Annotated in this window: 23 protein-coding genes; 10 read left to right on the top strand and 13 right to left on the bottom strand. The window is 35.1% G+C overall.

Features of this window, described 5'->3' with window-relative positions; translation table 11 throughout:
• Position 1: 1 nt before the first annotated feature.
• The 4 genes from J7E44_RS20260 to rpmB form a co-directional block, all read right to left on the bottom strand.
• Complete coding sequence (locus J7E44_RS20260) at positions 2-475, bottom strand: RidA family protein (RefSeq protein WP_214832988.1); 474 nt, start codon at positions 473-475, stop codon at positions 2-4.
• Between the two features lie 90 nt (positions 476-565).
• Positions 566-718, bottom strand: coding sequence for a DUF4295 domain-containing protein (locus tag J7E44_RS20255; protein ID WP_214832986.1), 153 nt, complete (start codon positions 716-718; stop codon positions 566-568).
• Positions 719-738: 20 nt separating this feature from the next.
• Positions 739-921, bottom strand: coding sequence for a 50S ribosomal protein L33 (gene rpmG, locus J7E44_RS20250; protein WP_214832984.1), 183 nt, complete (start codon positions 919-921; stop codon positions 739-741).
• Between the two features lie 7 nt (positions 922-928).
• A complete protein-coding gene (rpmB, locus tag J7E44_RS20245; protein ID WP_007841810.1) occupies positions 929-1,168 on the bottom strand; it encodes a 50S ribosomal protein L28 in 240 nt (79 codons plus the stop codon).
• Between the two features lie 238 nt (positions 1,169-1,406).
• Between rpmB and J7E44_RS20240 the strand changes: the two genes are divergently transcribed.
• On the top strand, positions 1,407-3,119 hold the full coding sequence (locus J7E44_RS20240) for a T9SS type A sorting domain-containing protein (protein ID WP_214832982.1): 1,713 nt from the start codon (positions 1,407-1,409) through the stop codon (positions 3,117-3,119).
• Between the two features lie 145 nt (positions 3,120-3,264).
• Here the strand turns inward: J7E44_RS20240 and lnt are convergent, their stop codons facing one another.
• On the bottom strand, positions 3,265-4,905 hold the full coding sequence (gene lnt / locus J7E44_RS20235) for an apolipoprotein N-acyltransferase (protein ID WP_214832980.1): 1,641 nt from the start codon (positions 4,903-4,905) through the stop codon (positions 3,265-3,267).
• 55 nt (positions 4,906-4,960) lie between these two features.
• Between lnt and J7E44_RS20230 the strand changes: the two genes are divergently transcribed.
• On the top strand, positions 4,961-5,383 hold the full coding sequence (locus J7E44_RS20230) for a VanZ family protein (RefSeq protein WP_214832978.1): 423 nt from the start codon (positions 4,961-4,963) through the stop codon (positions 5,381-5,383).
• Here J7E44_RS20230 and proC read toward each other — a convergent pair.
• From proC to J7E44_RS20210, 4 genes are all read right to left on the bottom strand, one after another.
• On the bottom strand, positions 5,364-6,167 hold the full coding sequence (gene proC, locus J7E44_RS20225; RefSeq protein ID WP_214832976.1) for a pyrroline-5-carboxylate reductase: 804 nt from the start codon (positions 6,165-6,167) through the stop codon (positions 5,364-5,366). The two genes, J7E44_RS20230 and proC, sit on opposite strands and share 20 nt — an antisense overlap.
• Before the next feature lie 124 nt (positions 6,168-6,291).
• A complete protein-coding gene (gene murB, locus J7E44_RS20220) occupies positions 6,292-7,305 on the bottom strand; it encodes a UDP-N-acetylmuramate dehydrogenase (RefSeq protein WP_214832974.1) in 1,014 nt (337 codons plus the stop codon).
• Complete coding sequence (locus J7E44_RS20215; protein WP_214832972.1) at positions 7,295-7,792, bottom strand: hypothetical protein; 498 nt, start codon at positions 7,790-7,792, stop codon at positions 7,295-7,297. The genes murB and J7E44_RS20215 overlap by 11 nt, the downstream gene beginning before the upstream one ends.
• Before the next feature lie 9 nt (positions 7,793-7,801).
• Positions 7,802-9,007 carry a pyridoxal phosphate-dependent aminotransferase gene (locus J7E44_RS20210; protein ID WP_214832970.1) on the bottom strand — a complete coding sequence of 402 codons (1,206 nt, stop codon included), beginning with the start codon at positions 9,005-9,007 and terminating at the stop codon, positions 7,802-7,804.
• 377 nt (positions 9,008-9,384) lie between these two features.
• Here J7E44_RS20210 and J7E44_RS20205 point away from each other — a divergent pair, with 377 nt between their 5' ends.
• The 6 genes from J7E44_RS20205 to J7E44_RS20180 all read left to right on the top strand — a co-directional run bounded on the left by J7E44_RS20205 (position 9,385) and on the right by J7E44_RS20180 (position 15,366).
• Positions 9,385-11,085, top strand: coding sequence for a T9SS type A sorting domain-containing protein (locus J7E44_RS20205; protein ID WP_214832968.1), 1,701 nt, complete (start codon positions 9,385-9,387; stop codon positions 11,083-11,085).
• A gap of 124 nt (positions 11,086-11,209) precedes the next feature.
• Positions 11,210-11,665, top strand: a complete 456-nt coding sequence (locus J7E44_RS20200) for a DUF1801 domain-containing protein (protein ID WP_214832966.1) — start codon at positions 11,210-11,212, stop codon at positions 11,663-11,665.
• The gene (locus J7E44_RS20195; protein WP_214832964.1) at positions 11,643-12,293 is read left to right on the top strand and encodes a YiiX/YebB-like N1pC/P60 family cysteine hydrolase; all 651 of its coding nucleotides are present in this window, start codon (positions 11,643-11,645) and stop codon (positions 12,291-12,293) included. The genes J7E44_RS20200 and J7E44_RS20195 overlap by 23 nt, the downstream gene beginning before the upstream one ends.
• A 161-nt stretch (positions 12,294-12,454) precedes the next feature.
• Positions 12,455-12,766, top strand: coding sequence for an NIL domain-containing protein (locus tag J7E44_RS20190; protein ID WP_214832962.1), 312 nt, complete (start codon positions 12,455-12,457; stop codon positions 12,764-12,766).
• A gap of 113 nt (positions 12,767-12,879) precedes the next feature.
• Positions 12,880-13,434, top strand: coding sequence for a LemA family protein (locus tag J7E44_RS20185; RefSeq protein ID WP_214832960.1), 555 nt, complete (start codon positions 12,880-12,882; stop codon positions 13,432-13,434).
• Between the two features lie 3 nt (positions 13,435-13,437).
• Positions 13,438-15,366, top strand: coding sequence for a DUF2207 domain-containing protein (locus J7E44_RS20180; protein WP_214832959.1), 1,929 nt, complete (start codon positions 13,438-13,440; stop codon positions 15,364-15,366).
• A 74-nt stretch (positions 15,367-15,440) separates the two neighbouring features.
• Here the strand turns inward: J7E44_RS20180 and murA are convergent, their stop codons facing one another.
• On the bottom strand, positions 15,441-16,748 hold the full coding sequence (murA, locus tag J7E44_RS20175) for a UDP-N-acetylglucosamine 1-carboxyvinyltransferase (protein WP_214832957.1): 1,308 nt from the start codon (positions 16,746-16,748) through the stop codon (positions 15,441-15,443).
• A complete protein-coding gene (locus J7E44_RS20170; RefSeq protein ID WP_214832955.1) occupies positions 16,749-17,411 on the bottom strand; it encodes a DUF4290 domain-containing protein in 663 nt (220 codons plus the stop codon).
• A 189-nt stretch (positions 17,412-17,600) separates the two neighbouring features.
• Between J7E44_RS20170 and J7E44_RS20165 the strand changes: the two genes are divergently transcribed.
• Positions 17,601-19,034 carry an alpha-amylase gene (locus J7E44_RS20165; RefSeq protein WP_214832953.1) on the top strand — a complete coding sequence of 478 codons (1,434 nt, stop codon included), beginning with the start codon at positions 17,601-17,603 and terminating at the stop codon, positions 19,032-19,034.
• Positions 19,035-19,087: 53 nt separating this feature from the next.
• Here J7E44_RS20165 and J7E44_RS20160 read toward each other — a convergent pair whose 3' ends face one another.
• Both J7E44_RS20160 and J7E44_RS20155 read right to left on the bottom strand, forming a co-directional pair.
• On the bottom strand, positions 19,088-19,501 hold the full coding sequence (locus J7E44_RS20160) for a thiol-disulfide oxidoreductase DCC family protein (protein ID WP_214832951.1): 414 nt from the start codon (positions 19,499-19,501) through the stop codon (positions 19,088-19,090).
• Positions 19,502-19,514: 13 nt separating this feature from the next.
• Positions 19,515-19,976 carry a heme-binding domain-containing protein gene (locus J7E44_RS20155; RefSeq protein ID WP_214832949.1) on the bottom strand — a complete coding sequence of 154 codons (462 nt, stop codon included), beginning with the start codon at positions 19,974-19,976 and terminating at the stop codon, positions 19,515-19,517.
• A gap of 286 nt (positions 19,977-20,262) precedes the next feature.
• On the opposite strand from J7E44_RS20155, the gene katG reads away from it, so the two are divergent.
• Entirely contained in the window at positions 20,263-22,536 is a 2,274-nt protein-coding gene (gene katG, locus J7E44_RS20150; RefSeq protein WP_214832947.1) for a catalase/peroxidase HPI, read from the top strand.
• The last annotated feature ends 42 nt before the right edge of the window (positions 22,537-22,578 follow it).

The raw sequence follows: 22,578 nt of genomic DNA, 5'->3' as shown, positions 1-22,578 counted from the left end.
CTTATTTATTTTTTTTAATCACTGCAGTGGCTTCTACTTCAATAAGCACGTCATCTCGGAAGAGTTTACTTACTTCTATAAGACTGCTCACAGGAGGATTCTGGAGATTGATATACCGATCTCTGATTTTTCTAAAATCTGGTGTTTTGGAAATATCGGTAACAAAAATCCCAAGCTTTACAATATCTTTTCCTGTCCCGCCATATTCTTTTAAAATAATCTCAATATTTTTAAAGATCTGCTCTGTTTGCTTTTCTACGTTATCAGTCCCTACTAAATTACCTTTAGCATCTAAAGGAATCTGTCCTGATAAAAGGATCATATTAGAACTTCCACAATCTATGCTTACAGATTGCGAGAGACCTTTTATAGTGAAAACTTTTTCTGTGTTTTTATATTCTATACTATTCATTGTGCTTTGGCCAAATGAAAACAGAAACATTGACGTAAAAACCAGAACAGCAATCTTTTTCATATTAAATTGATTAAAGCATCTGGTGAGCAAAGATAACAAAAAAACTACCCAAAATATGAGTAGTTTTTATATTGTAAATAAAGTATGAGATTATTTTTTCAAATAAACATCAACTTCGTCTGCATTCATTACTTTTTCTTCGAAAACGTAAGCACCTGATTTAGATGACTTCACCATTTTCACAACTTTAGTCATTTTTTTTGACTGACCGCTTTGTAGGGTTGCTACTACTTTTTTTGCCATGGTAAATTATATTTTATAAATTACTTGATTTCTTTATGAAGAGTATATTTCTTAAGAACCGGATTGAACTTTTTAAGCTCTAATCTTTCTGTTGTGTTCTTTTTATTTTTAGTAGAAATGTATCTAGACATTCCTGCCATACCGCTTTCTTTGTGCTCTGTACATTCAAGAATTACTTGAACTCTATTTCCTTTTTTTGCCATGATTCAATTACTTTTTAATCAATCCGTTTCTTACAGCTCTTTCTAGAGCTTCTTCGATTCCAATCTTGTTAATCACTCTCAATCCATGAGCTGATACTTTCAGTGTTACGTGCTTATCTTGCTCCGGAAGGTAAAACTTCTTCTCCAATAAGTTAATTTCAAAACGACGCTTCGTTTTGTTATTAGCGTGAGAAACGTTGTTACCAACCATTGCACGCTTTCCTGTTATTTGGCAAATTCTTGACATATCTCGATGTTCTTATTTGTATAATATTTGAGGTTGCAAAATAACGAAGAATTTTTTAGATAGGCAAATCTTTTATAAAATATTTGCAAATAACCTCTTGATTAATAATATTGAAGATTGTCCATATAATACTGTATTACTGGTGTGGAGCGAGAACTGATAAATTTCATGTAAAGATAATTAAGAGCGATAAATTAATCTTATATCTTTGTTTTTAATTAATCTAAATAAAAATAATATGAAGAAGGTCTATGTTTTATTGTCTATGTTACCAATTGGTATAATGGCGCAAAATTTTTCTGAAGTTCAGACGGATATGAAAAATTTCTATTATTCTGCAAGTGATGTAGGTCATGTTGATAACAATGGATTTCAGGATATAGTCATTAATGGAGCTGTAGATACAGATGGTGATGGGAGCGCAGATACATCATTCAATGAAGTCTATAAAAATAATGGAAGCACGCTGACTCTGTATGCAGATTTGGGTATGGATGCTACACATTTGGGGGATATTAAATTTATCGATTATAATAATGATGGTCTTGCTGATATTATTTCTACAGGATTGAGTTATATAGATATTGTTAATTATAAGCATTACCGGTTTAGAAATACAGGTTCAGGATTTGTAAAAGAAGCTGAGCTGCCGGGGAAGATTTATGGTTCCATGGAGGTTTTTGATTTTAATCATGATGGATTGCAGGATTATGCAATTAATGGAACCCAGTATATTGATGGAACAGGTTTCGTTAATAAACTAGACTATTATCAGAATTCAGCTGTAGGATTTCAACTATTTCAAGGATGGATGGAAGGGACTCAAAACAGTAGTTTTAAAATGGTAGATCTGAACAATGATCATCTTCTGGATATGGTTATTTTAGGGTACGATGTCAATACCAATCCGATTTTTAGAGTTTATTTAAATAATTCCGGGACGCTTACATTATCGCAAACGCTTCTTCCTCTTGCAAATGGAAAAATTGAGTTTGCTGATTTTAATGCGGATGGCTATCAAGATATCGTTGTGGCGGCTCAGGATGAAAATTTTGCTGGGTATCTGGGGGTATTTATGAATGATGGAACCGGTCATCTTAATATTCAGCAGGTGAATGTTCCTGAAATATCAGAACCCGCTCTTGCTGTAGGGGATATGAATAATGATGGATATTACGATTTTATAGTGTCTGGAAATGATGATAATAATGATGCGCTTGTTAAGGTGTTTTTATTTAATTCGGCTAATCAGACATTTACTGAAAATACAACTACAGGTTTGCATAGTTTAGGAGGCCCTGGTTTTGTGCATTTACTTGACTATAACAATGATCATCATCTCGATGTTTTATTGTCCGGATTTGATTGGGCAGATCCGGGAATGCCTTCATTAACTAAAATCTTCAAAAATGTTTCTACAGAAACAAATTTAAAGCCTGCGCCTCCTACAAACCTTAGTCTTACAAAAAACGGAAACCGATTTAATTTCTCATGGACTGGTGCTACTGACGATAAAACACCGGTCACTGCTTTGAGCTATGAAATTACGGTAGGAAAGACCCCTGGAGCTTATGATATTGCTAAATATATTGTGACAACACCTTCCTGGTTTTTAGATCTTGATTCTTCGGTGCAGAATGTATATTGGAGTGTAAGATCAATAGATGCTTCTAAAGCATATTCTGATCGTTCTACTGAAGCTACTTTGGGAACTCAGAACATCATTAAGGAACGTGATTTTATGATATATCCGAATCCTGCTTCTGAGAAAGTATTTATAAAAGGAGAGGAAGTAACTGATGTTGAAATGTATTCAATAGATGGTAAAAAACTAAGTATTGATATGAGTGCTGATCACTCTCTCAATGTGTCTCATCTAATTAAAGGAGTTTATCTTCTGAAAGTAAAAATAAAAGACCAATGGACCACCAGAAAACTCATCATTAAATAATTGAACGTTTATCAATGAGAAAAACCAGATGTCCAGCTGGTTTTTCTCTTTTATTGTTTGTATTTTTTTGTGTCGGATCTTCTTGTAATAAACGAAACGACGTACATGGGGAGACTTTTCAAAGTCTCCTTTTTTTAATTAGGAATCACCCTTTATTTTTTTTAAGTCTGTTTTGAAATCTTTTAATTAAAAAGTAAAACAATAAGAAACCTAAAGCAAAAATTGAAAATCTGGATAAAAGATCACCAGCTCTTGTATAAAAAGTCTGTTGATCATAAAGATTTACCCTGGCAAATAATGTCGTCTGATCCCCATAAAAAGTATCCTCCAGAACTTCACCCTTCGCATTGATATGTGCTGAAATTCCACTGTTGGCAGCACGGACGATTTCTCTTCGTGTTTCAATAGCTCTTAATTTAGCATAAGATAGCAATTGTTTATGGCCCTCTGTAACTCCCCACCATGAATCGTTGGTCATAATGGCCAGGAAATTAGCTCCTTTTTTTACATAATCGGTTACGAATTCTCCATAAATACTTTCATAACAAATGATCGGTGCAATTTTTCCTTTATTGTACGGGTTTGAAAAAGCAACTCTTTCTTTATCTGTTCCTAATGAAACAACTGATCCGCCTAAATTAAGCATTGCATCGCCTAAAAGGGGTTTTAAAACACTCATATAGGGGAAGATCTCAACACCTGGCACCAGTTTTCCTTTATGATATACTTCCACTTTTTGATTAGGGACAACTTGTATTGCTGAATTATAACTGGCAACCCAAAGCCCTGGATTAATTTGATAGGCTTCTTTAGGGAGGTCTTTTTCATTTAAAAAGAAATGATGTGATGAAATTCCTGTAGCAAAGACAGAACCGGGATGCTTTGAAAGGAATCCTTTAATGTTATTTAAAAGTAAACTTTTTTCAAATGCGGTCTCAGAAATAGAGCCTCTTCCGGGAATTGCTGTCTCCGGAGCGATATAATAATCGATCTTTCCTTTTGAGTTTTTCTCTGCAAGATTTAATAGATCATTTTCAATCGTTAAGCTGTCTTTTGAATATTTTTCGGCATAAGGATCAAGATCAGGCTGAAGCATTAAAACATTAACCTGTCCGATCGGTTTTTCATTAAAGTTACTATACTTGATTACTGAAATGATCATTGGTATGATAATTAAAGCAGCAGTAATTGATGTATTTCGGATAAGATCTTTCTTTTTACGTCCTGCTTCCCAGGTTCTTATGGTATAGAAGATAAATAGATTAATAACTAGGATCCAAAAACTTCCTCCTGTTGCTCCTAAGGTATCATACCATTGAATTAATTTTGGATAATCAGCAAACACATTTCCCAGATTAAGCCATGGCCAGGTTAATTCCCAGCTCATATGAAATTTTTCAAATCCCATCCATATCGCTATAAGAAAGGCAAACCCCCAATAAGTTCCCTGTGCATTTTTATACCAATGATAACATTGAAAAACCAAGGAATACAAGAAAGAATTAACCAGAACAGGAAATACTACAGCCATTAGTGAATGGCTTCCGTCCGGGTTTTTTGATCCATACAGCCATCCGGTTGTTACAATATTCCAAATCACAAAACACAGGTAGGAAAGTCCAAAGACTACCCAGCTCTTTCTTTTGAAACCTGAAAATTTGGAAACTCCATGTTCCATCATCAGAAGTGGAACAAGGGCAAAAAAGATAAAGAACGGAATCCCGTAAGTTGGCCATGATATGGACAATAGCATCGCTGAAATGAGCGTAAGTAAAACGTATTTCATTAAATTAGATTAACACACAAATTTAATGTTTTTGAAATGAATAAATTTGCAATTGATGTTAAAGAAAATTTACAAATTTGTTATTGGCCCTTACAGCCTGATTTTGCTCTACCTTATGTTTTTAGGAATGGGTCGGGTTCAGTATGAGGATAATGTGGTAAGGATGGAACCTGTTTTATCAACCATCTGGTATATAAAAGAAACAATTCTCTGGAAAGATATCATTATGATTGTATTGGGAAATGTTATTATGTTTATTCCTTTTGGCTTTTTAGGATGGATTTTCCCGGGTCTTAATAACCTTAAAAGTCTTTTGTTTAGTTTTTTGTCCGCGATTACAATAGTAGAAGCATTTCAATATTTTACAAGAATGGGAATTTTTGAAGTGGATGATATTATATTAAACACTTTCGGAGTCTATCTTGGTTGGTTAATGCGTAAATTGCTGGAGGATAAATTTAACCATTTAACTCTTTAGCACGTTTCTCAGCATTCAGAATGCCTTTCTTTAAGATTTCTTTGAAATTGTTTTCTTCAAAGGTTTTTAAAGCAGCTTCAGTTGTACCACCTTTTGATGCAACATCTTTTATCAGTTCTTCAATATTTTTTTCAGAATTGTTCATGAGATGATAAGCTCCGAGCATGGTTTGCTTAACAAAAAGTTTGGAAAGGTTTTCATCAATTCCCATTTCAACTCCAGCTTTTATCATTGCATCAACAATATAATAGAAGTAAGCTGGTCCACTTCCTGATAGAGCAGTTACGCCGTCCAATAGTTCTTCATTTTCCAGATAAACAGATCTTCCAGTACTGTTCAGTAGCCTTTCAACATTGATGAGCTGGTTGAAAGAAATACCTTCAGCGGAAGTATAACCTGTAATTCCCATTCCAAGGAGAGTAGGGGAATTAGGCATAGCCCTTACCACCATTGGATGGTTTAACAATTTTTGTATTTTCTCGATTTTAATTCCAGCCATAATGGACAGAACCATTTGGTTATCTTTTAAAGAGAACTGAATATTGTCAACAACATTTTGAAAGTCCTGAGGTTTTACAGCAATGATAATAAGATCAGCATCGAGTTCCTTAACCTCGTTAAAAGTTGAAATTTTAGAATGAGGAAATTCTTCAGAAATTTTAGCGAACTTAGATTCGTTTCTTGTGATCAGGTGAAGGTCTTCAGCCTTTATTAATTCATACTTCAAAAAAGATTTTGAAAATGACAAACCCATATTTCCGGCTCCCAGAATAGCTATTTTCATATTGTGTTTTTATAATTTTTAACTAAAATAGTGCTTTTTATTTTAAAAACGAGCTAGAAACTTAAACAAAAAAACAGCCATAAATAAGGCTGTCTGTATTTAAAAATAATCGTCTTCTTTATTTTTAGATAATATTTACCTCTCTTTCCAGTTCAATACTGAATTTTTCTTTTACAGAATTGATGATCTCTGTAGAAAAATCAAAAATTTCCTTGCCTGTTGCATTTCCGGTAGCATTGATAATAACCAGAGATTGTAATTGATGCGATGCAACATTGCCAATTTGTTTTCCTTTCCAGCCACACTGTTCAATAAGCCATCCTGCGGGGACTTTTACCTGATCTCCGGCTGGGTAACCTTGAATATTTTCGAACTTTTCTTTTAGAGCTTCAAATTGAGGTTGAGGAATTGTGGGATTTTTAAAAAAGCTGCCTGCATTTCCAATAATTTTAGGGTCTGGAAGTTTACTTTGCCTGATATTGATCACTGCTTTAGAAACATCCTGAATGGTAGGGTTTTCAATGTTTAATTTTTCGAGTTCACCCTTTATCGCTCCATATTCGGTTTTAATAGAATGATCTTTTCTGGTTAATCTGAATGTCACATCCAGGATCACATATTTACCTTTTCCTTCCTGCTTGAAAATAGAATCTCTATATCCGAATCTGCATTTTTCTAAATCAAATGTTTCAATATCCAACGTTTCTAAATTCAAAACTGTACAACTTACGAACACATCTTTTATTTCTGTTCCGTAGGCGCCAATATTCTGCATGGGAGAGGTTCCTACATTTCCAGGGATTAAAGAAAGGTTTTCCAGTCCGCCATAATTTTTATCGAGGCAATACATCACAAATTCATGCCAGTTTTCGCCTGATCTTGCTGTTACCAAAATATTGTTTTCGTCTACATTCTCTTCAGAAATTCCTTTTAGATTAATCTGAATAGCTACACCTTCAAAATCTTTAGTCAATAACACATTACTGCCACCTCCTAAAAACAGAATGGATAATGAATAAGAAGTAGAAAATCGAATTGCTTCTTTTAGGTCTTCGATTGTACTGACTTCTGTGAAATATTTTGCTGTAGCTTCAACACCAAAAGTATTATAGGCTTTTAGAGAAAAATTATCTTGCATAAGGTAGTTGGTATTCTTTGGGCAGAATCTCTTCTATTCTGCTTTTAAGCATTTGAAGTTGTTTATAGTGGACCGTATCATGAAATGAATTAACATAAACATGGGCGTTTTTCGGTGTTCTGATCTGAAAAGTTTCGTCTATACCATCTACTGACTGAGCGCTTGGCGAGCTCTTAATTTTGTTCAATGTCTTTACGTTAATGGTCGAGATCAGATATTGCCAGTTTTTCAGATTGTTTGAAGATCCCCAGTATTTGTGTGTTTTCTTGGCCGTGCTGCCCATCTCTAAAGAGATCGAATCTTTAGTTGCTTTAATGATCCTGTAATCTCCCAGGTCACCACCAATATTCGATACACTGATGAAGGTGATCTCATTAGGGTTTTTGGGAGCGGCTTTTTTTTCTTCTTTCTTATTACAGAAAAAAAATGTCAGCAATAAAAGCATTGAAAATATAATTTTCAAAACAGATTTTCCTATTGCTGACATCTTTATAATTTAGAGATTAAATTCTAATTTGTATTGTTTCAGTGCTTCCTTTAGGATTTCAACACTTCTTCTTAAATCTTGCTCTTTTAGTACGTAAGCAATTCTTACCTGTTTTTTTCCTAGTTCAGGATTGCTGTAGAAGCCACCCGCTGGTGCTACCATAATGGTTTCATTATTAAGAGAATATTTTTCCAGCAACCATTGAGCAAATTTTTCAGTATCATCAACAGGAAGTTGAGCTACGCAGTAGAAAGCCCCTTTTGGTTTTGGGCAAATAACACCCGGAATAGCATTTAATAAATCTACTAATACGTTTCTTCTGTGTGTATATTCTTCTCTTACCGCACGGATATAAGCTCCATCATTTTGGTGTGCTGCAGTAGCTGCAATCTGTCCTAAAAGAACAGGGCTTAATCTTGCCTGAGCAAAAAGCATCGCTGCATCATGAATTTTCTTAGAACGTGTAATCATACATCCAATTCTTACGCCACACATAGAATAACGCTTAGATTCCGAATCAATGATTATACAGTTTTCACTTAGTTCAGGAAAAGCCAGCATTGAAACCTGTTGCTTGCCATCATAAACATATTCTCTGTATACTTCATCTGAAATAACTACGATGTCGTATTTTAAAGCAATCTCTGCTAATTTTTGAAGTTCTTCACGGGTATAAAGATATCCTGTTGGATTTCCCGGGTTGCAGATGACGATAGCTCTTGTTCTGTCTGTTATTTTTTTCTCAAATTCTTCAATTGGAGGAAGTGCAAAACCTGTTTCAATCGTTGATGGAACTGCTACAACATTTACATTAAATGTACTTGTAAAACCATTGTAATTAGCATAGTAAGGTTCAGGAATGATTACTTCATCACCATCGTCACATAAAGTTGAAATGGCAAAGTTCAATGCTTCAGAGCCACCATTGGTAACAATGAAATTATCAGGAGTTAAATCAGTAAAATCTAAAGAATGATAGTACTCCGTCAGCGCTTTTCTATATTCAATATTTCCTTCAGAAAGAGCGTACTCCAATACTTTTAAATCAATGTTTTTTAAAGCATTTAGAGCGGTTTCAGGAGTTTCAATGTCCGGTTGTCCGATATTAAGGTGATATACTTTTATTCCCTTTTGTTTAGCTAGCAAGGAAAAAGGAACCAGTTTTCTTACCGGCGATGGCGGCATATGTTGTGCTCTGTTTGAAATATTCGGCATTGTTTAAAAAATTTGTATGGCAAAAATAACATTTAATTTTTCAATATTAAAATTATAAAGGATACTATAAGCTTAGAATTACAGATTTAATTTTTTTTCTGATAAAAATTTTATAACAGACTGATTGTGTAATAAATATTAATGCTTTTTTTAATAACTTATTATTGTTTTTAATTTTTTAGGGGTGTTTTATCGAATATATACATTGTAATCTTAAATTGTTGTATTTTATTTAAACAAAATTGTTTTGTGTTGATTTTTTTATAAATTTACAGCACTAATATTAAATTACTATGAATATAAATCGATTTTTTGGTGCATTCAGTGTATGCACTCTTTTTTTCGCGTCAAATGTAGCGGCGCAAAATTTTCAAACAATGCCGGTTGTATCCGGATATACAGCGGATGTTATAGCCAATGGAATAGGTTCATCTATGACTTCTACAACAATAGATGTAGATGGAGTTTCGTTTGCTTTTGTAGCAAAAGACTTCCAGCTAACAGCAGCTAGTACACCTATAACTTATGGTATTCCGGTAAATGGTACAATCAATTCAGTTGTAGCAAGTACACCAGGGTTGAGTTTTCAGTTAGGAGATCTAAGTGCAAATAATTCGCTTAGGCTTGCTACTACTGGAGAAACAGGAACACTGGTTTTTGCTCTTCCAAAAGCCGCTTTTAAACTGTATTTGCTTTCTACCAGTGGAAGTGGTACATCTACTGTAAGTGCAACGGTAACGTTTGCAGATAATACCACTCAGGTATTTTCAGGAATAGCACTATCAGATTGGTATAATGGATCTAATTTTGCAATCCAGGGAATTGGAAGAATTAACCGGACCAATGATGTCTTGGAAGCGAGTGCGAGCAATCCAAGATTGTATCAGTCTGTATTAAATATTGATGCAGCTAACGTAACAAAACCTATACAAAGCATTACTATAGCTAAAAGTGGTGGAACGGGAATCTCTAATATTTTTGCAATCTCAGCAGATGCTTTTACAGATTGTTCTGCCCCAACTTTGCAGCCAGTGGGTACACTTTCTTCTAATTCTGCACAGGTTTCGTGGACTATTCCACCAACAACGACAGCGGCAAGTTATGATTTGTATTACAGCACAACCAATACGCCACCTACAAGTACAACGACCCCAAATATGACTGGGATTACAGGAACATCAACAACGATTGGTAGCTTATCATCATCAACCACTTATTATTACTGGGTAAGAACAAATTGTACCACTGCAACAAGTCAAAGTGGATGGTCAGTTGGTGGTACTTTTACTACTTTATGTGGCGCAATGGTACCTCCTTATACTAATGATTTTACTGCTTTCCCAGGAAATTGCTGGGCTAATGTTTCAGGGGGAACTCCTGCAACAGGATCAACCGGCACCAGTCAATACTGGATAGCAGATGGATTCTTAAATGTTACGGGGACAGGTTCTGCAAGAATTAATCTTTATAGTGTCAATCGCGCAGGATGGTTGAAAACAGTTCCATTTGATCTTTCTGCTGGCGGATACAGGGTGAAATTTGACTATGGAGTGACAGAGTATTCAACTACTGCTGCTTCTCCAATGGGATCTGATGATATAGTACAGTTCCTGGTTTCTAATGATGGCGGAAGTACATGGACCGTATTGCAGACATGGGATGTAAATAATACTCCTTCCAATACATCTACTACCTATTCATATGATTTAACAAGCAATACAAGTCCTAATACAGTATTTGCTGTTTACGGAAATGATGGAGCAGTAAATGATGCACCAGATTATAATTTCTACGTTGATAACTTTATTGTAGAATCTGCACAATTAAGTACTTCTGAAGTTAATGGGAATAAAAAAGCAGTTAGCATTCATCCAAATCCATTCAAAGATGTATTGTATATTTCAGATACAAGAGATCTGAAATCAGTAAGTGTTACCGATGTGTCAGGAAGATTGGTAAAAACTATTGATAATCCAACAAAAGAAATCAATCTGAGTACTTTGAATTCCGGATTGTACCTGATTAATATCCAATTTAAAGATGGTTCAAGAAGTACAGTAAAAGCTATTAAACAATAGATTTTATTGAGAAGATAAAAAAAGGCAGCTATAACATTTATAGCTGCCTCTTTTATTTTAAGTATAATAATATAAAGTTGTTTTTAATTTTTGTTAATTTGAAAACTAATAAAACTAAATTAAAATGCAAATCCATGCGGCTTCTGTAGAAGATTATATTTCACAAATTCCTGAGGACCGGAAAGAGGTGTTTAGAAAGCTTTTTGACACTGTAAATGATAATTTACCGAAAGGATTTATCAATAATCCAAGTTATGGAATGGTGGGCTGGGCGGTACCTTTAGAAACTTATCCTGCAGGATATCATTGTGCTCCTGGTTCACCATTGCCATTTATAAGCTTAGCTTCCCAAAAGAACTTTATAGCATTATACCATATGGGAATATATGCAAAACCTGAACTTCTAGAATGGTTTGTTGCTGAGTTTCCAAAACATTCTGCAAGAAAACTGGATATGGGTAAATCTTGTATCCGTTTCAAGAAGATGGAAGATATTCCATTCGAATTAATCGCCGAAGTAAGTAAAAAAATGACTGTTGAAGACTGGATAGAATGTTATGAATCGAATTTTAAAAGATAGGCGTATACACCATATAATAGTTGTCATTCTTTTATTTCTATTATCAGGATGTAAAAGTTGGCAGAGGTCTGACCTTAAAGATGGTGATCTACTTTTTGTAACTGCCAAAGAAACTGGACTTTCAGGAGCCATTAATAACGTTACACAAAAGCAAAAAAATACTTCTTTTGATCATATTGGAATTTTAAAGAAAGAAGGGAATTCATTTTTTGTATTGCATGCTGCACCCAAAGGAGGATCTCAGAAACAATCTCTCAAGGATTTTATAAGAGATGAGACTGAAGATAAACAGAGAATTGTAGTATATCGGCTAAAAGCAGAATTTCAAAATTCAATTCCTTCTGCACTTGAAAAAGCTGGATCAATGCTGGGGAAACCATATAATTTTAATTATATTTTAGATAATAATTCCTATTACTGTTCAGATTTCATTGAAAGAGCATTTAGAGAGGATCATATTTTTAAATTAGAGCCTATGACATTTATTGATCCAAAAACAGGAAAAGTAAACATATTCTGGGAAGAGTTTTATAAGAAAAAGAACCTGAAAGTCCCAGAAGGAGAGCTTGGTTGTAATCCCAATGGTCTGGCTGGTTCAGATAAATTGGAAAGAATAAAAGAACTATAAAAAACAGAGAGAAGTGAGTGACTTCTCTTTTTTTATGTTAAAATTAAAAAATATTAGTCTACTAATTTGGTGTACTAATATTTTTTTATATTTTTGTGACAGATTTAACGCAATAAGAAAATGTAAAATCAAGAATAGTCTAACCAAAAAAATGTTTAGTGATGATTACACCAAGTCCGAACCTGCAGGTTCTCCAAAATAAGATCAACCTGCCAAAAAAAGAAATGATACTTGAAATAGAATTAAACGGTAAAATGAAGTTTGAGAATATTTTAAATGCAATGTGCAACCAGTTCGGGATCTATCACAGGGTGTTATCTGCTAATGTAGAGTATATTGAAGGACGTAGTTTTGGTTCTGTTCAGTTATATATAAATGCAAATTCAGATGATTGCAAGCAGCTTGAGCTTTATCTGAATAAAAATAAACTTTTAAATACCAGTGTAGAGTATATCTGCAGGAAGTATTTTTAGGGGAGATTCATATAGTTTTAATTACGAAAGTGTTCAGTTTACTGAACGCTTTTTTTTATGATCAGTGGTAACTGAAAAAATAGTACTTTTAGCATATATAAAACCAATAATTTATGATCGCAATTATTATCATTGTCGCTGTAGTTGTTTTGTTTCTTTTCTATGGAGTTTCTATTTATAACCGTTTGGTAAAATTTAGAAACCTTGTTCAGGAAGCCTGGAGTAGTATTGATGTAATGTTGAAAAAACGTCATGATCTTATTCCAAATCTTGTAGAAACGGTAAAAGGATATGCCAGTCATGAACGTGAAACCTTGGACAGCGTTACAAGAGCAAGAAATCAGGCTGTTGGTGCCAATTCTGTTGAGGGTAAAGAGGCAGCTGAGAAAAACCTGAATCAGGCAATGATGAATCTATTTGCTGTAGCTGAACAGTATCCGGATCTTAAGGCAAATGCCAATTTCCAGCAATTACAGTCAGAACTTACCTCTATAGAAAATGATATTGAGAAATCAAGAAGATACTATAACGGAACCGTTCGTGAAAACAATACCCTAGTAGAGTCTTTTCCAAGCAATATCATTGCGAATATGTACAAATTTGAAAAATCGCCATTCTTTGAATTGGAAAATATAGCCGAAAGGGAAGTTCCATCTGTGAAATTTTAGGTGATGAAAAAGTTTCTATTGCTTTTCAACCTTCTGTTTTTTATAGTTGGTTTTGCTCAGGATGAACCTCGACGTGTGGATCAAATGACGATCGTGGAAAGTCCTGAAAAAATTTCTTCCTTTCATTCTGATATTGATGTTGATAAGAATTCCGGGATCACTGTTACGGAAAATATTAAAGTTCACAGTTTGGGGGATCATATTAAAAGAGGGATTTATCGCGCTTTACCGCTTTCAAGAAACCTTAATAATAAGACCAGGAAAGTAAAGTATACAATCATTTCCATTAAAAAAAATGGAGTTGAGGAAAATTACCACGATCAGATAGAAGATGGCTTTCTTAAAATATATGTAGGAAACAAAGATATTATATTAAGTCCTGGCGATTATGAGTATGAGATCAAATATACGGCAGATCATCAAATAGGATTCTTTGATAAATATGATGAGTTGTATTGGAATGTAAATGGAACATATTGGGATTTTGATATAGATTCTATTTCCGCGAAAATTAATCTTCCCGAAGGAGCCCGGATAATTCAAAATTCTTGTTACACCGGAGCTTATGGCAGTAATTCACAAAACTGTAATGCTAAAGTTTTATCAGATCATTCCATAGAATGGACAGCTGCGGATCTTAAGGCAAATGAAGGCCTTACCATAGCTGTAGGGTTTAATAAAGGAGTAATGATACCACCGCCACCACCCACTTTTCTTGAGAAATTTGGAATTTTAATCGGTGGGTTTATTATTTTCTTAGGATTAATTTTTTACTACTATTCAACATGGAGTAAGTATGGTGTTGATCCTGAAAAACCTGTTGTTTATCCGCAGTTCAATGTTCCCGAAGATCTTTCTCCTGCTTCTTTAGGTTATTTAAAAAGTGAGAATTTTAAAAATAAATATTTAACAGCAGCTATAGTTAATCTTGCTGTAAAAGGATATGTTCAGATCATCGAAGGTGAAGATTCTGGTATTCTAGGACTTTTTAGTTCTAAAACATTTACCATTAAAAAACTGAAAGAAGCAGATCAGTCACTTCCGAAAGAAGAAATTAATTTATTAAATACTCTTTTTTCAAACTCTTCTGATTCCGTAAAGTTTGATGGGAAATATGATTCAAAGATTGAAAGAGTAGTTACCAATTTCAAGGAAACTCTGAAATTCCAGCACGATAAATTTTTAAACGAGGGGAATAACAGTGGCAAACTGGTGTTGCCAACTTTATTGATTATGATAGTTTATGCTCTCGGATTATTTCTTAGTTATACGATATATCCTGAGGCTGAAAAAGTGGCTATTGGAATTGCATTATTTGTGGTTCTTTTTGTAGCCTTTATTTTAGTTGGCTTTTTATTTAAGAATCTTTCATGGAAATTCTTAATACCGATCCCTTTTGTCATATTCTTTGGTATAGGAGGTTTAATAACAAATGGTCATGAAATAACTGAGGATAATAACTTTAATATTTGTTACATCTTTATTGCTCTGGCATTTACCTCACTGATGATCTATCAATATCTAATTAGAAGGCCATCAGAAGAAAAGCTGAAGAAAAAATCCTTGATTGAAGGTTTCAAAATGTATATGGGTGCCGCTGAAAATGAACAGTTGAAATTCCATAATCCCCCTCAGCTGACACCACAGGTTTTTGAAAAACTCCTTCCATTTGCAATGGTATTGGGAGTTGATGAAATTTGGGGTAAAAAATTTGATGACTTATTAAAAAGTATGGCAACCGGAACAGAATATGTTCACGCCTGGTATATAGGAAGTTCTATCAATCACTTAAGTTTTGCAAACAGTTTAAACTCAAGCCTTACGAATTCCATAAAGTCTGCAGCTACACAGCCTTCCAGTTCCGGCAGTGGATCTGGTGGCGGAGGTTTCTCTGGCGGCGGAGGTGGCGGCGGTGGCGGCGGAGGCTGGTAAACCGAAGTAGTCATAAAAATAAAAAGCGTTCAGTTTAACTTGAACGCTTTTTTATATTTTGAATAAATTATATATTAAATTCTTTCGATGTCTGCTCCAATTGCTTTTAGTCTTCCATCGATATTTTCGTAGCCTCTGTCAATCTGTTCGATATTGTGGATAATCGATTTTCCTTCTGCAGAAAGTGCTGCTATAAGAAGAGCGTTACCTGCTCTGATATCTGGAGAAACCATAGTCGTTCCACGAAGTGGAGCTTCTTGATTAAGACCAATAACTGTAGCTCTGTGTGGGTCACATAAAATGATCTGCGCACCCATGTCGATTAATTTATCAACAAAGAATAATCTCGATTCAAACATTTTCTGATGAACCAGAATGCTGCCTTTTGCCTGAGTGGCAACTACCAAAATGATGGATAGTAAATCAGGTGTGAAACCTGGCCACGGTGCATCGGAAATCGTAAGAATAGATCCATCAATAAATTTCTGGATTTTATAATTTTCCTGAGCCGGAATATAAATGTCATCATTGCTTTGTTCAAGCTGGATTCCAAGTTTTCTGAAAGTATTAGGAATAACTCCCAATTGATTCCAGTTTACATTTTTTATGGTAAGCTCAGATTTTGTCATCGCAGCAAGACCGATCCATGAACCTATTTCAACCATATCAGGAAGCATGGTGTGCTCTGTTCCATGTAAGTGAGTAACTCCTTCAATCGTTAATAGGTTTGAACCTATTCCCGAAATATTAGCACCCATTCTGTTTAGCATCTTGCAAAGTTGCTGTAGATAAGGTTCGCAAGCTGCATTATAAATTCTGGTTTTACCTTTTGCTAAAGCTGCAGCCATTACGATATTAGCAGTACCGGTTACTGAAGCCTCCTCCAATAAAATGAATTTTCCGTTAAGCTCTTTAGCTTTTAATGAATAGAAGTATTCCTCCTCATCATAATGGAACTCAGCTCCTAATTCTACCAATCCTTGAAAATGGGTATCTAATCTTCTTCTTCCTATTTTGTCTCCACCAGGTGTTGGCATATAAGCCTCGCCATATCTTGCCAGCATAGGACCCATAAGCATGATCGAACCGCGTAATTTTGCACCGTCCTTTTTGAATTCATTTGATCTTACATAATCAAAATTGACACGATCAGCTTTAAAAGTATAATCTCCTTGTCCGTTTTTTGTGATTTTTACTCCAAAGTCACCCAGAATTTCAATGAGTCTATTGACATCGTGAATGTCGGGAATGTTTTTAATTGTTACCTCTTCATCAGTTAGTAAAACTGCACATAAAATTTGTAAAGCTTCATTCTTTGCCCCTTGTGGAGTAATTTCACCTTGCAGTCTCTTTCCTCCTCTTATTTGAAACGTTCCACTCATTTACTTTCTGTTTTTATGATTGTTGTTATTGTTGTGCCTTCTTTTGTTGGTTTGGTTTTTATTATTGCTGTTGCGATTGTTGTTGTTATTGTTGTTGCTTCGGTTGTTGGTCGTGTAATAGATCTTACTTTTCTCCAAAGATTCAATTCCAGTCAGATCCAATCTGTTTTCCGATAGCTCTTTCAAATGACGGAAAATCACATCATCAGTAACATGTTCTTTATTATATACATTATAAGACTTCTTCATGTTGTTGGCAATAACCTCGATAAGAGCTTCTTTTTCATCTCCTGGTTCAAGTTCTATAGCTTTTTCAATTAATTGAAGAATACTTTTCCCGTAAAATTTAAAGTCACCCTGAAGTTTTGGATATTCCATTCTTTTAGGTTTTTCTTCAAGTTGCTCTTTCGTAGGAAAAGGATAAGGAGAATCTACATCCAATTCATGATTGGCTAAAATATATAGGTGATCCCAAAGTTTATGTTTATAATTGTCTTCATCACGAAGTTGTGGGTTTCTTTGTCCCATAAAATCGATGATTGCCATTGCCATTTCGTTTCTCTCCTCTTTAGAAGGAAGCTCTTTGCAACGCTCAACCAACTGTTGTATAATTCTGCCATATTCCGGCATATTAAGTTGCGTTTTTTGGGTGTTATATTCCATAATATGCAAATATATGGATTAAAAGAAAAATTGTCTTGATAATCTTTAAAGTTTATGATTTTTTAATGAAAATTTATGATAGTGTTTTTAGAAATATTTTTAATGACAAGCAAATTTATTCACGTTCCTTGGAATTTATTTTAATAAAATTGTACTTTAGTTGTTATATTAATAATTAAAATACGAACTATGAAAAAAAAACATTTCCTTCTTTCATTAGTAGTTTTAGGTATTATGAATTCCTGTGCTACGAATGATGAGGTGATAGATAAAAGCTCTAATGAATTAGAGGTTCATTCCAAAATAGTGCAGGTTACAAATCATGATGGGAGGCCTTTCAGTACAGGAAAAGAATCGGCTAATGGTAAATTTACTGCAGGTCCTGGCGGTGGAGTTCTGATGCAGGGGTTTTATTGGGATGTTCCCGAAGGTGGAAACTGGTGGAATACCGTTAAAGATAAATTGACCGACTGGTCCAATGCCGGAATAAGTGCAGTTTGGTTGCCGCCAGCATCAAAGGCGCAGAATGGTCCTTATTCAATGGGGTATGATCCTACGGATTATTATGATTTTGGAAATTTTAATCAAAATGGAAGTATAGAGACGCGATTTGGTTCAAGAGCAGAATTAGAAGCATTGATCACTAAAGCTCATGCTGAAAATATGCAGGTTTATGCTGATATCGTTATCAATCATAACAGTGGCGGGCAATCTGAAGCCAATCCTTATACGGGAACCAATACCTGGACTAATTTTTCAGGAATAGCTTCCGGGAAGTTTCCAAGAAGCTACAATGATTTTTATAAGAATGCTTATGGAAATAATGATGAGGGTGCTTTTGGTGGTTTTCCGGATTTATGCCATGCACGTCCTTATGTGCAGGACTGGCTTTGGGGAAGAGATGATTCTGTGGGGAAATACTATAAAAATGTAATGAAGTTTGACGGTTGGAGATTCGATTATGTAAAAGGTTTTGGAGCTTGGGTGGTGAATAGCTGGAATTCTAATGTGGGTGGTTTTTCTGTAGGAGAATTGTGGGATTCCGATGTAAATACATTAAACTCATGGGCAAATAATGCCAACAGTTCGGTGTTCGATTTTGCAGCCTACTATAAAATGGATGAAGCTTTTGATAATGGAAATCTTAATCTTTTGAATGATGATATGATGTGGAAAAGAAATCCTTATAAGGCGGTTACTTTTGTGGCGAATCATGACACCGATATTATCTATAATAAGATGCCTGCTTATGCTTATATTTTAACTCATGAAGGGTATCCCACTATATTTTACAGAGATTATGAAGAATGGTTGAATAAGGAAAGGTTAAATAATCTGATTTGGATTCATAATAATAAAGCGACAGGAACAACTTCTATTCTGTACACGGATAATGATGAATACATTGCGAGACGAAATGGTTATAATGGTAACCCAGGATTGGTTGTGTATATCAATACTTCTTCAAGCTGGCAGGAACGATGGGTTGATACGAACTGGACTAATCAACAGATCAAAGATTTTACCGGGGCATCCACCTGGTATCCGACGACACAGGCTGATAAAAGAGTTAAAATTCAATGTCCGCCAAATAGTTATTCTGTATGGTCACTTAATCAATAAAAAGAAGGCTGTTTCAATTTGGAACAGCCTTCTTTTTTATGATATTTTTTAATTTAAACTTCTATAAATTTTCTTTTCTGATTCTGATCAGGAAGAAAACATTTCTGAGCAGCCAATTTCATTCTGTTTCTTGAGATCAGATCATAAACCTGATCACTTAAAAATGTTGGAATGATTTTTCCAGCAGCAATCAGTTGATAAATACCACCTAATAAACTGGCAATTTGAAGAACTGCCCGGGATTTTACCAGGTAATATTGATTAGGTTTCCAAAGATACATCGTGTTGAATACCGTTGTTTCCAGCCCCCTTTCGGATAAAAATTTCTGACCGAAATCAGATTGTAAGGACGCGAATAAAAATTTGTTTTTTGTATCACGTTCCAGGATCCACTGTACCCAGAAATTACAGACTCCGCATTCTCCATCAAAGAAGACAATATATTTATCCTGCCAATTTTCCTGCATAATCCATTTGTTTTTAAAATACCATCGATCTTTCAGTTTCTTCTTTTACTTTTTTAAAGTATTTTATTAATTCCTTTCTTTGTTCAGGAGTTAATTTTGCACCCTGATGACCAATGAAATATGATTCAAGAGGCATTTCCTCTTTTTCGATCATTTCTGTACATTCCTTCAATTTGTGTGCCTGTCTTTTAGGTTCGTACATTGCAAAGGTAGAGAAATTTAGATGTTTTCTTCCTTCATCAATATGTTTTTTTAAAAACCATGAGGAGGGAGCAATACTGGAATACCATGGATACTTTGTTTCATTAGAATGACAGTCATAACAGGAAGTGTTGATGATCCTGGCGATCTCCGGTGGTGTATTTTTTATTTTTAAAAAATCCATGCCTGGATTTAAAGGTGGATTTGTTTTATCAATTGGAAAAAACTGAATGATAATAAAAGCAACTAAGAGAACGATCAATACTTTTTTCATACTGCTGTTTTTGAGTGTTTGTATGGATAAATGTAGGCATTTTTTTTCTTATCGTAAAAGGTAGAATCATTCTAAATAGAGTGGTTTTACGAGTTTTTTATCTTGATTTGAATGAAATATTGCTAACTTCTTGCATTTAATGAGGCAAAATTGCGAGATCTAAATTATAGTTTTTAACTATTGTAAAAATAATATCAATAGATCAAATTTATTGATCAGGTTGTTGTAAGTTTGTCTTATTCATAGCAAGTAAACTATATCTATCAATATTAAAATTTAAGCAACAATGGAAAAAGATTCAAATGACATCAGTAAGTGCCCGTTTCATAATGGAACGATGAAGCAAAGTGTCGCTGGTGGTGGAACTCAAAATCAGGAATGGTGGCCTAACCAGTTAAGAGTTGATATTTTACGTCAGCATTCATCTTTGTCGGATCCTATGGATAAGGATTTTGATTATGCTGAAGCTTTTAAGAATTTAGACCTTGAAGCGGTAAAAAGAGATCTTCATGCATTAATGACTGATTCACAGGAATGGTGGCCTGCAGATTTCGGACACTATGGTCCTTTGTTTATCCGTATGGCTTGGCATAGTGCCGGTACTTATCGTGTAGGTGATGGTAGAGGAGGTGCCGGAGCAGGGCAACAACGTTTTGCCCCATTAAATAGCTGGCCGGATAACGTAAGTCTTGATAAAGCCAGAAGATTGCTTTGGCCTATTAAACAAAAATATGGTAAAAATATATCATGGGCAGATCTTTTGATTCTTACCGGTAATATTGCTTTGGAATCCATGGGCTTTAAAACATTTGGATATGCCGGAGGACGTGAAGATGTTTGGGAGCCGGATATGGATATATATTGGGGATCTGAAACAACATGGTTAGGAGGAGACCTGCGTTATGCACACGGTTCTGAAGGGGTAGTTGAAAATCATGGCGTCCTTCCTACAGATGATAATGCAGATGGGGATGTTCATTCACGTAATTTGGAAAAACCTTTAGCAGCAGTACAGATGGGTCTTATTTATGTAAACCCTGAGGGACCTGATGGGAATCCGGATCCTATTCTTGCGGCTAAAGATATTCGTGATACTTTCGGACGTATGGCGATGAATGATGAAGAAACTGTAGCATTAATTGCTGGTGGACACAGCTTTGGAAAAACGCACGGTGCAGGACCGGCGGATCATGTAGGAAAAGAGCCTGAAGCAGCCGGAATTGAGCAACAGGGATTAGGATGGAATAGCAGCTATCGCAGTGGAAGTGGGGCTGATGCCATCAGTAGTGGGCTGGAAGTTACCTGGACCAAAACACCTACTCAGTGGAGTAATAATTTCTTTGAAAACCTATTTGAAAATGAATGGGAACTTACCAAAAGTCCAGCGGGGGCTCATCAATGGGTCGCTAAAAATGCAGATAATACAATACCTGATGCGTTTGATTCTACAAAAAAACATAGACCTACAATGCTGACAACCGATCTTTCATTAAGATTGGATCCGGCATATGAAAAAATATCAAGACATTTTTATGAAAACCCTGATGCATTGGCGGATGCTTTCTCCCGAGCATGGTTTAAACTTACACATAGAGATATGGGACCAAGAGTCCGTTACCTGGGGCCTGATGTTCCCGCTGAAGTATTGATCTGGCAAGATCCTATTCCTACAGTAGATCATGCGTTAATCGATGCTGGTGATATTGAATCATTAAAAGTGAAAATATTAAATTCAGGACTAAGCTCTTCAGAATTGATAACTACAGCATGGGCTTCAGCATCAACTTTCAGAGGAAGTGATAAGCGTGGTGGAGCAAATGGTGCCAGGATTCGATTAGCTCCTCAAAAAAACTGGCAGGTAAATAATCCTGTTCAATTGCAGAAAGTACTAAATGGATTGGAAAATATCCAGACAGAATTTAATGCACAATCTTCAGGTAAGAAAGTTTCATTAGCAGATTTAATTGTATTGGCAGGAACTGTAGCAGTAGAGAAAGCAGCAAAAGATGCCGGCTATGATATTTCTGTTTCTTTCACACCGGGTCGTATGGATGCTTCACAAGAACAAACTGATGTTGAATCTATGGGATATCTTGAACCTGCAGCAGACGGTTTCCGTAATTACTTAAAAAGAAAATATACAGTTTCCACAGAAGCGTTATTAATAGATAAAGCACAGCTTTTAACACTTACGGCTCCTGAACTAACGGTATTAATCGGCGGAATGAGAGCGCTGGATACTAACTTTGACGGTTCTAAAAATGGGGTATTTACACACCGTCCAGGAGTTCTTACTAATGATTTCTTTGTGAACCTTCTGGATATGAGAACACAATGGAAAGCAACTTCCGCGGATAACGAATTGTATCTGGGAACAGATCGCTCAAGTGGACAGCCAAAATGGACGGCTACCCGTGCTGATTTGGTATTCGGTTCCAATTCAGAATTGAGAGCTATTGCTGAAGTATATGCCAGTGCTGATGCGCAAGGTAAATTTGTTAAAGATTTTGCTGCTGCATGGACTAAAGTAATGAATTTAGATAGATTTGATTTAGTTTAAATCTTAATATCATATAACTTAAAACCATCCTGAGAAGGGTGG

This window comes from Chryseobacterium sp. ISL-6 (assembly GCF_018613715.1).
GTDB lineage: Bacteria > Bacteroidota > Bacteroidia > Flavobacteriales > Weeksellaceae > Chryseobacterium > Chryseobacterium paludis.
The sequence above is the reverse complement of the archived record's forward strand: the minus strand, read 5'-3'. Positions and strand labels throughout refer to the sequence as shown.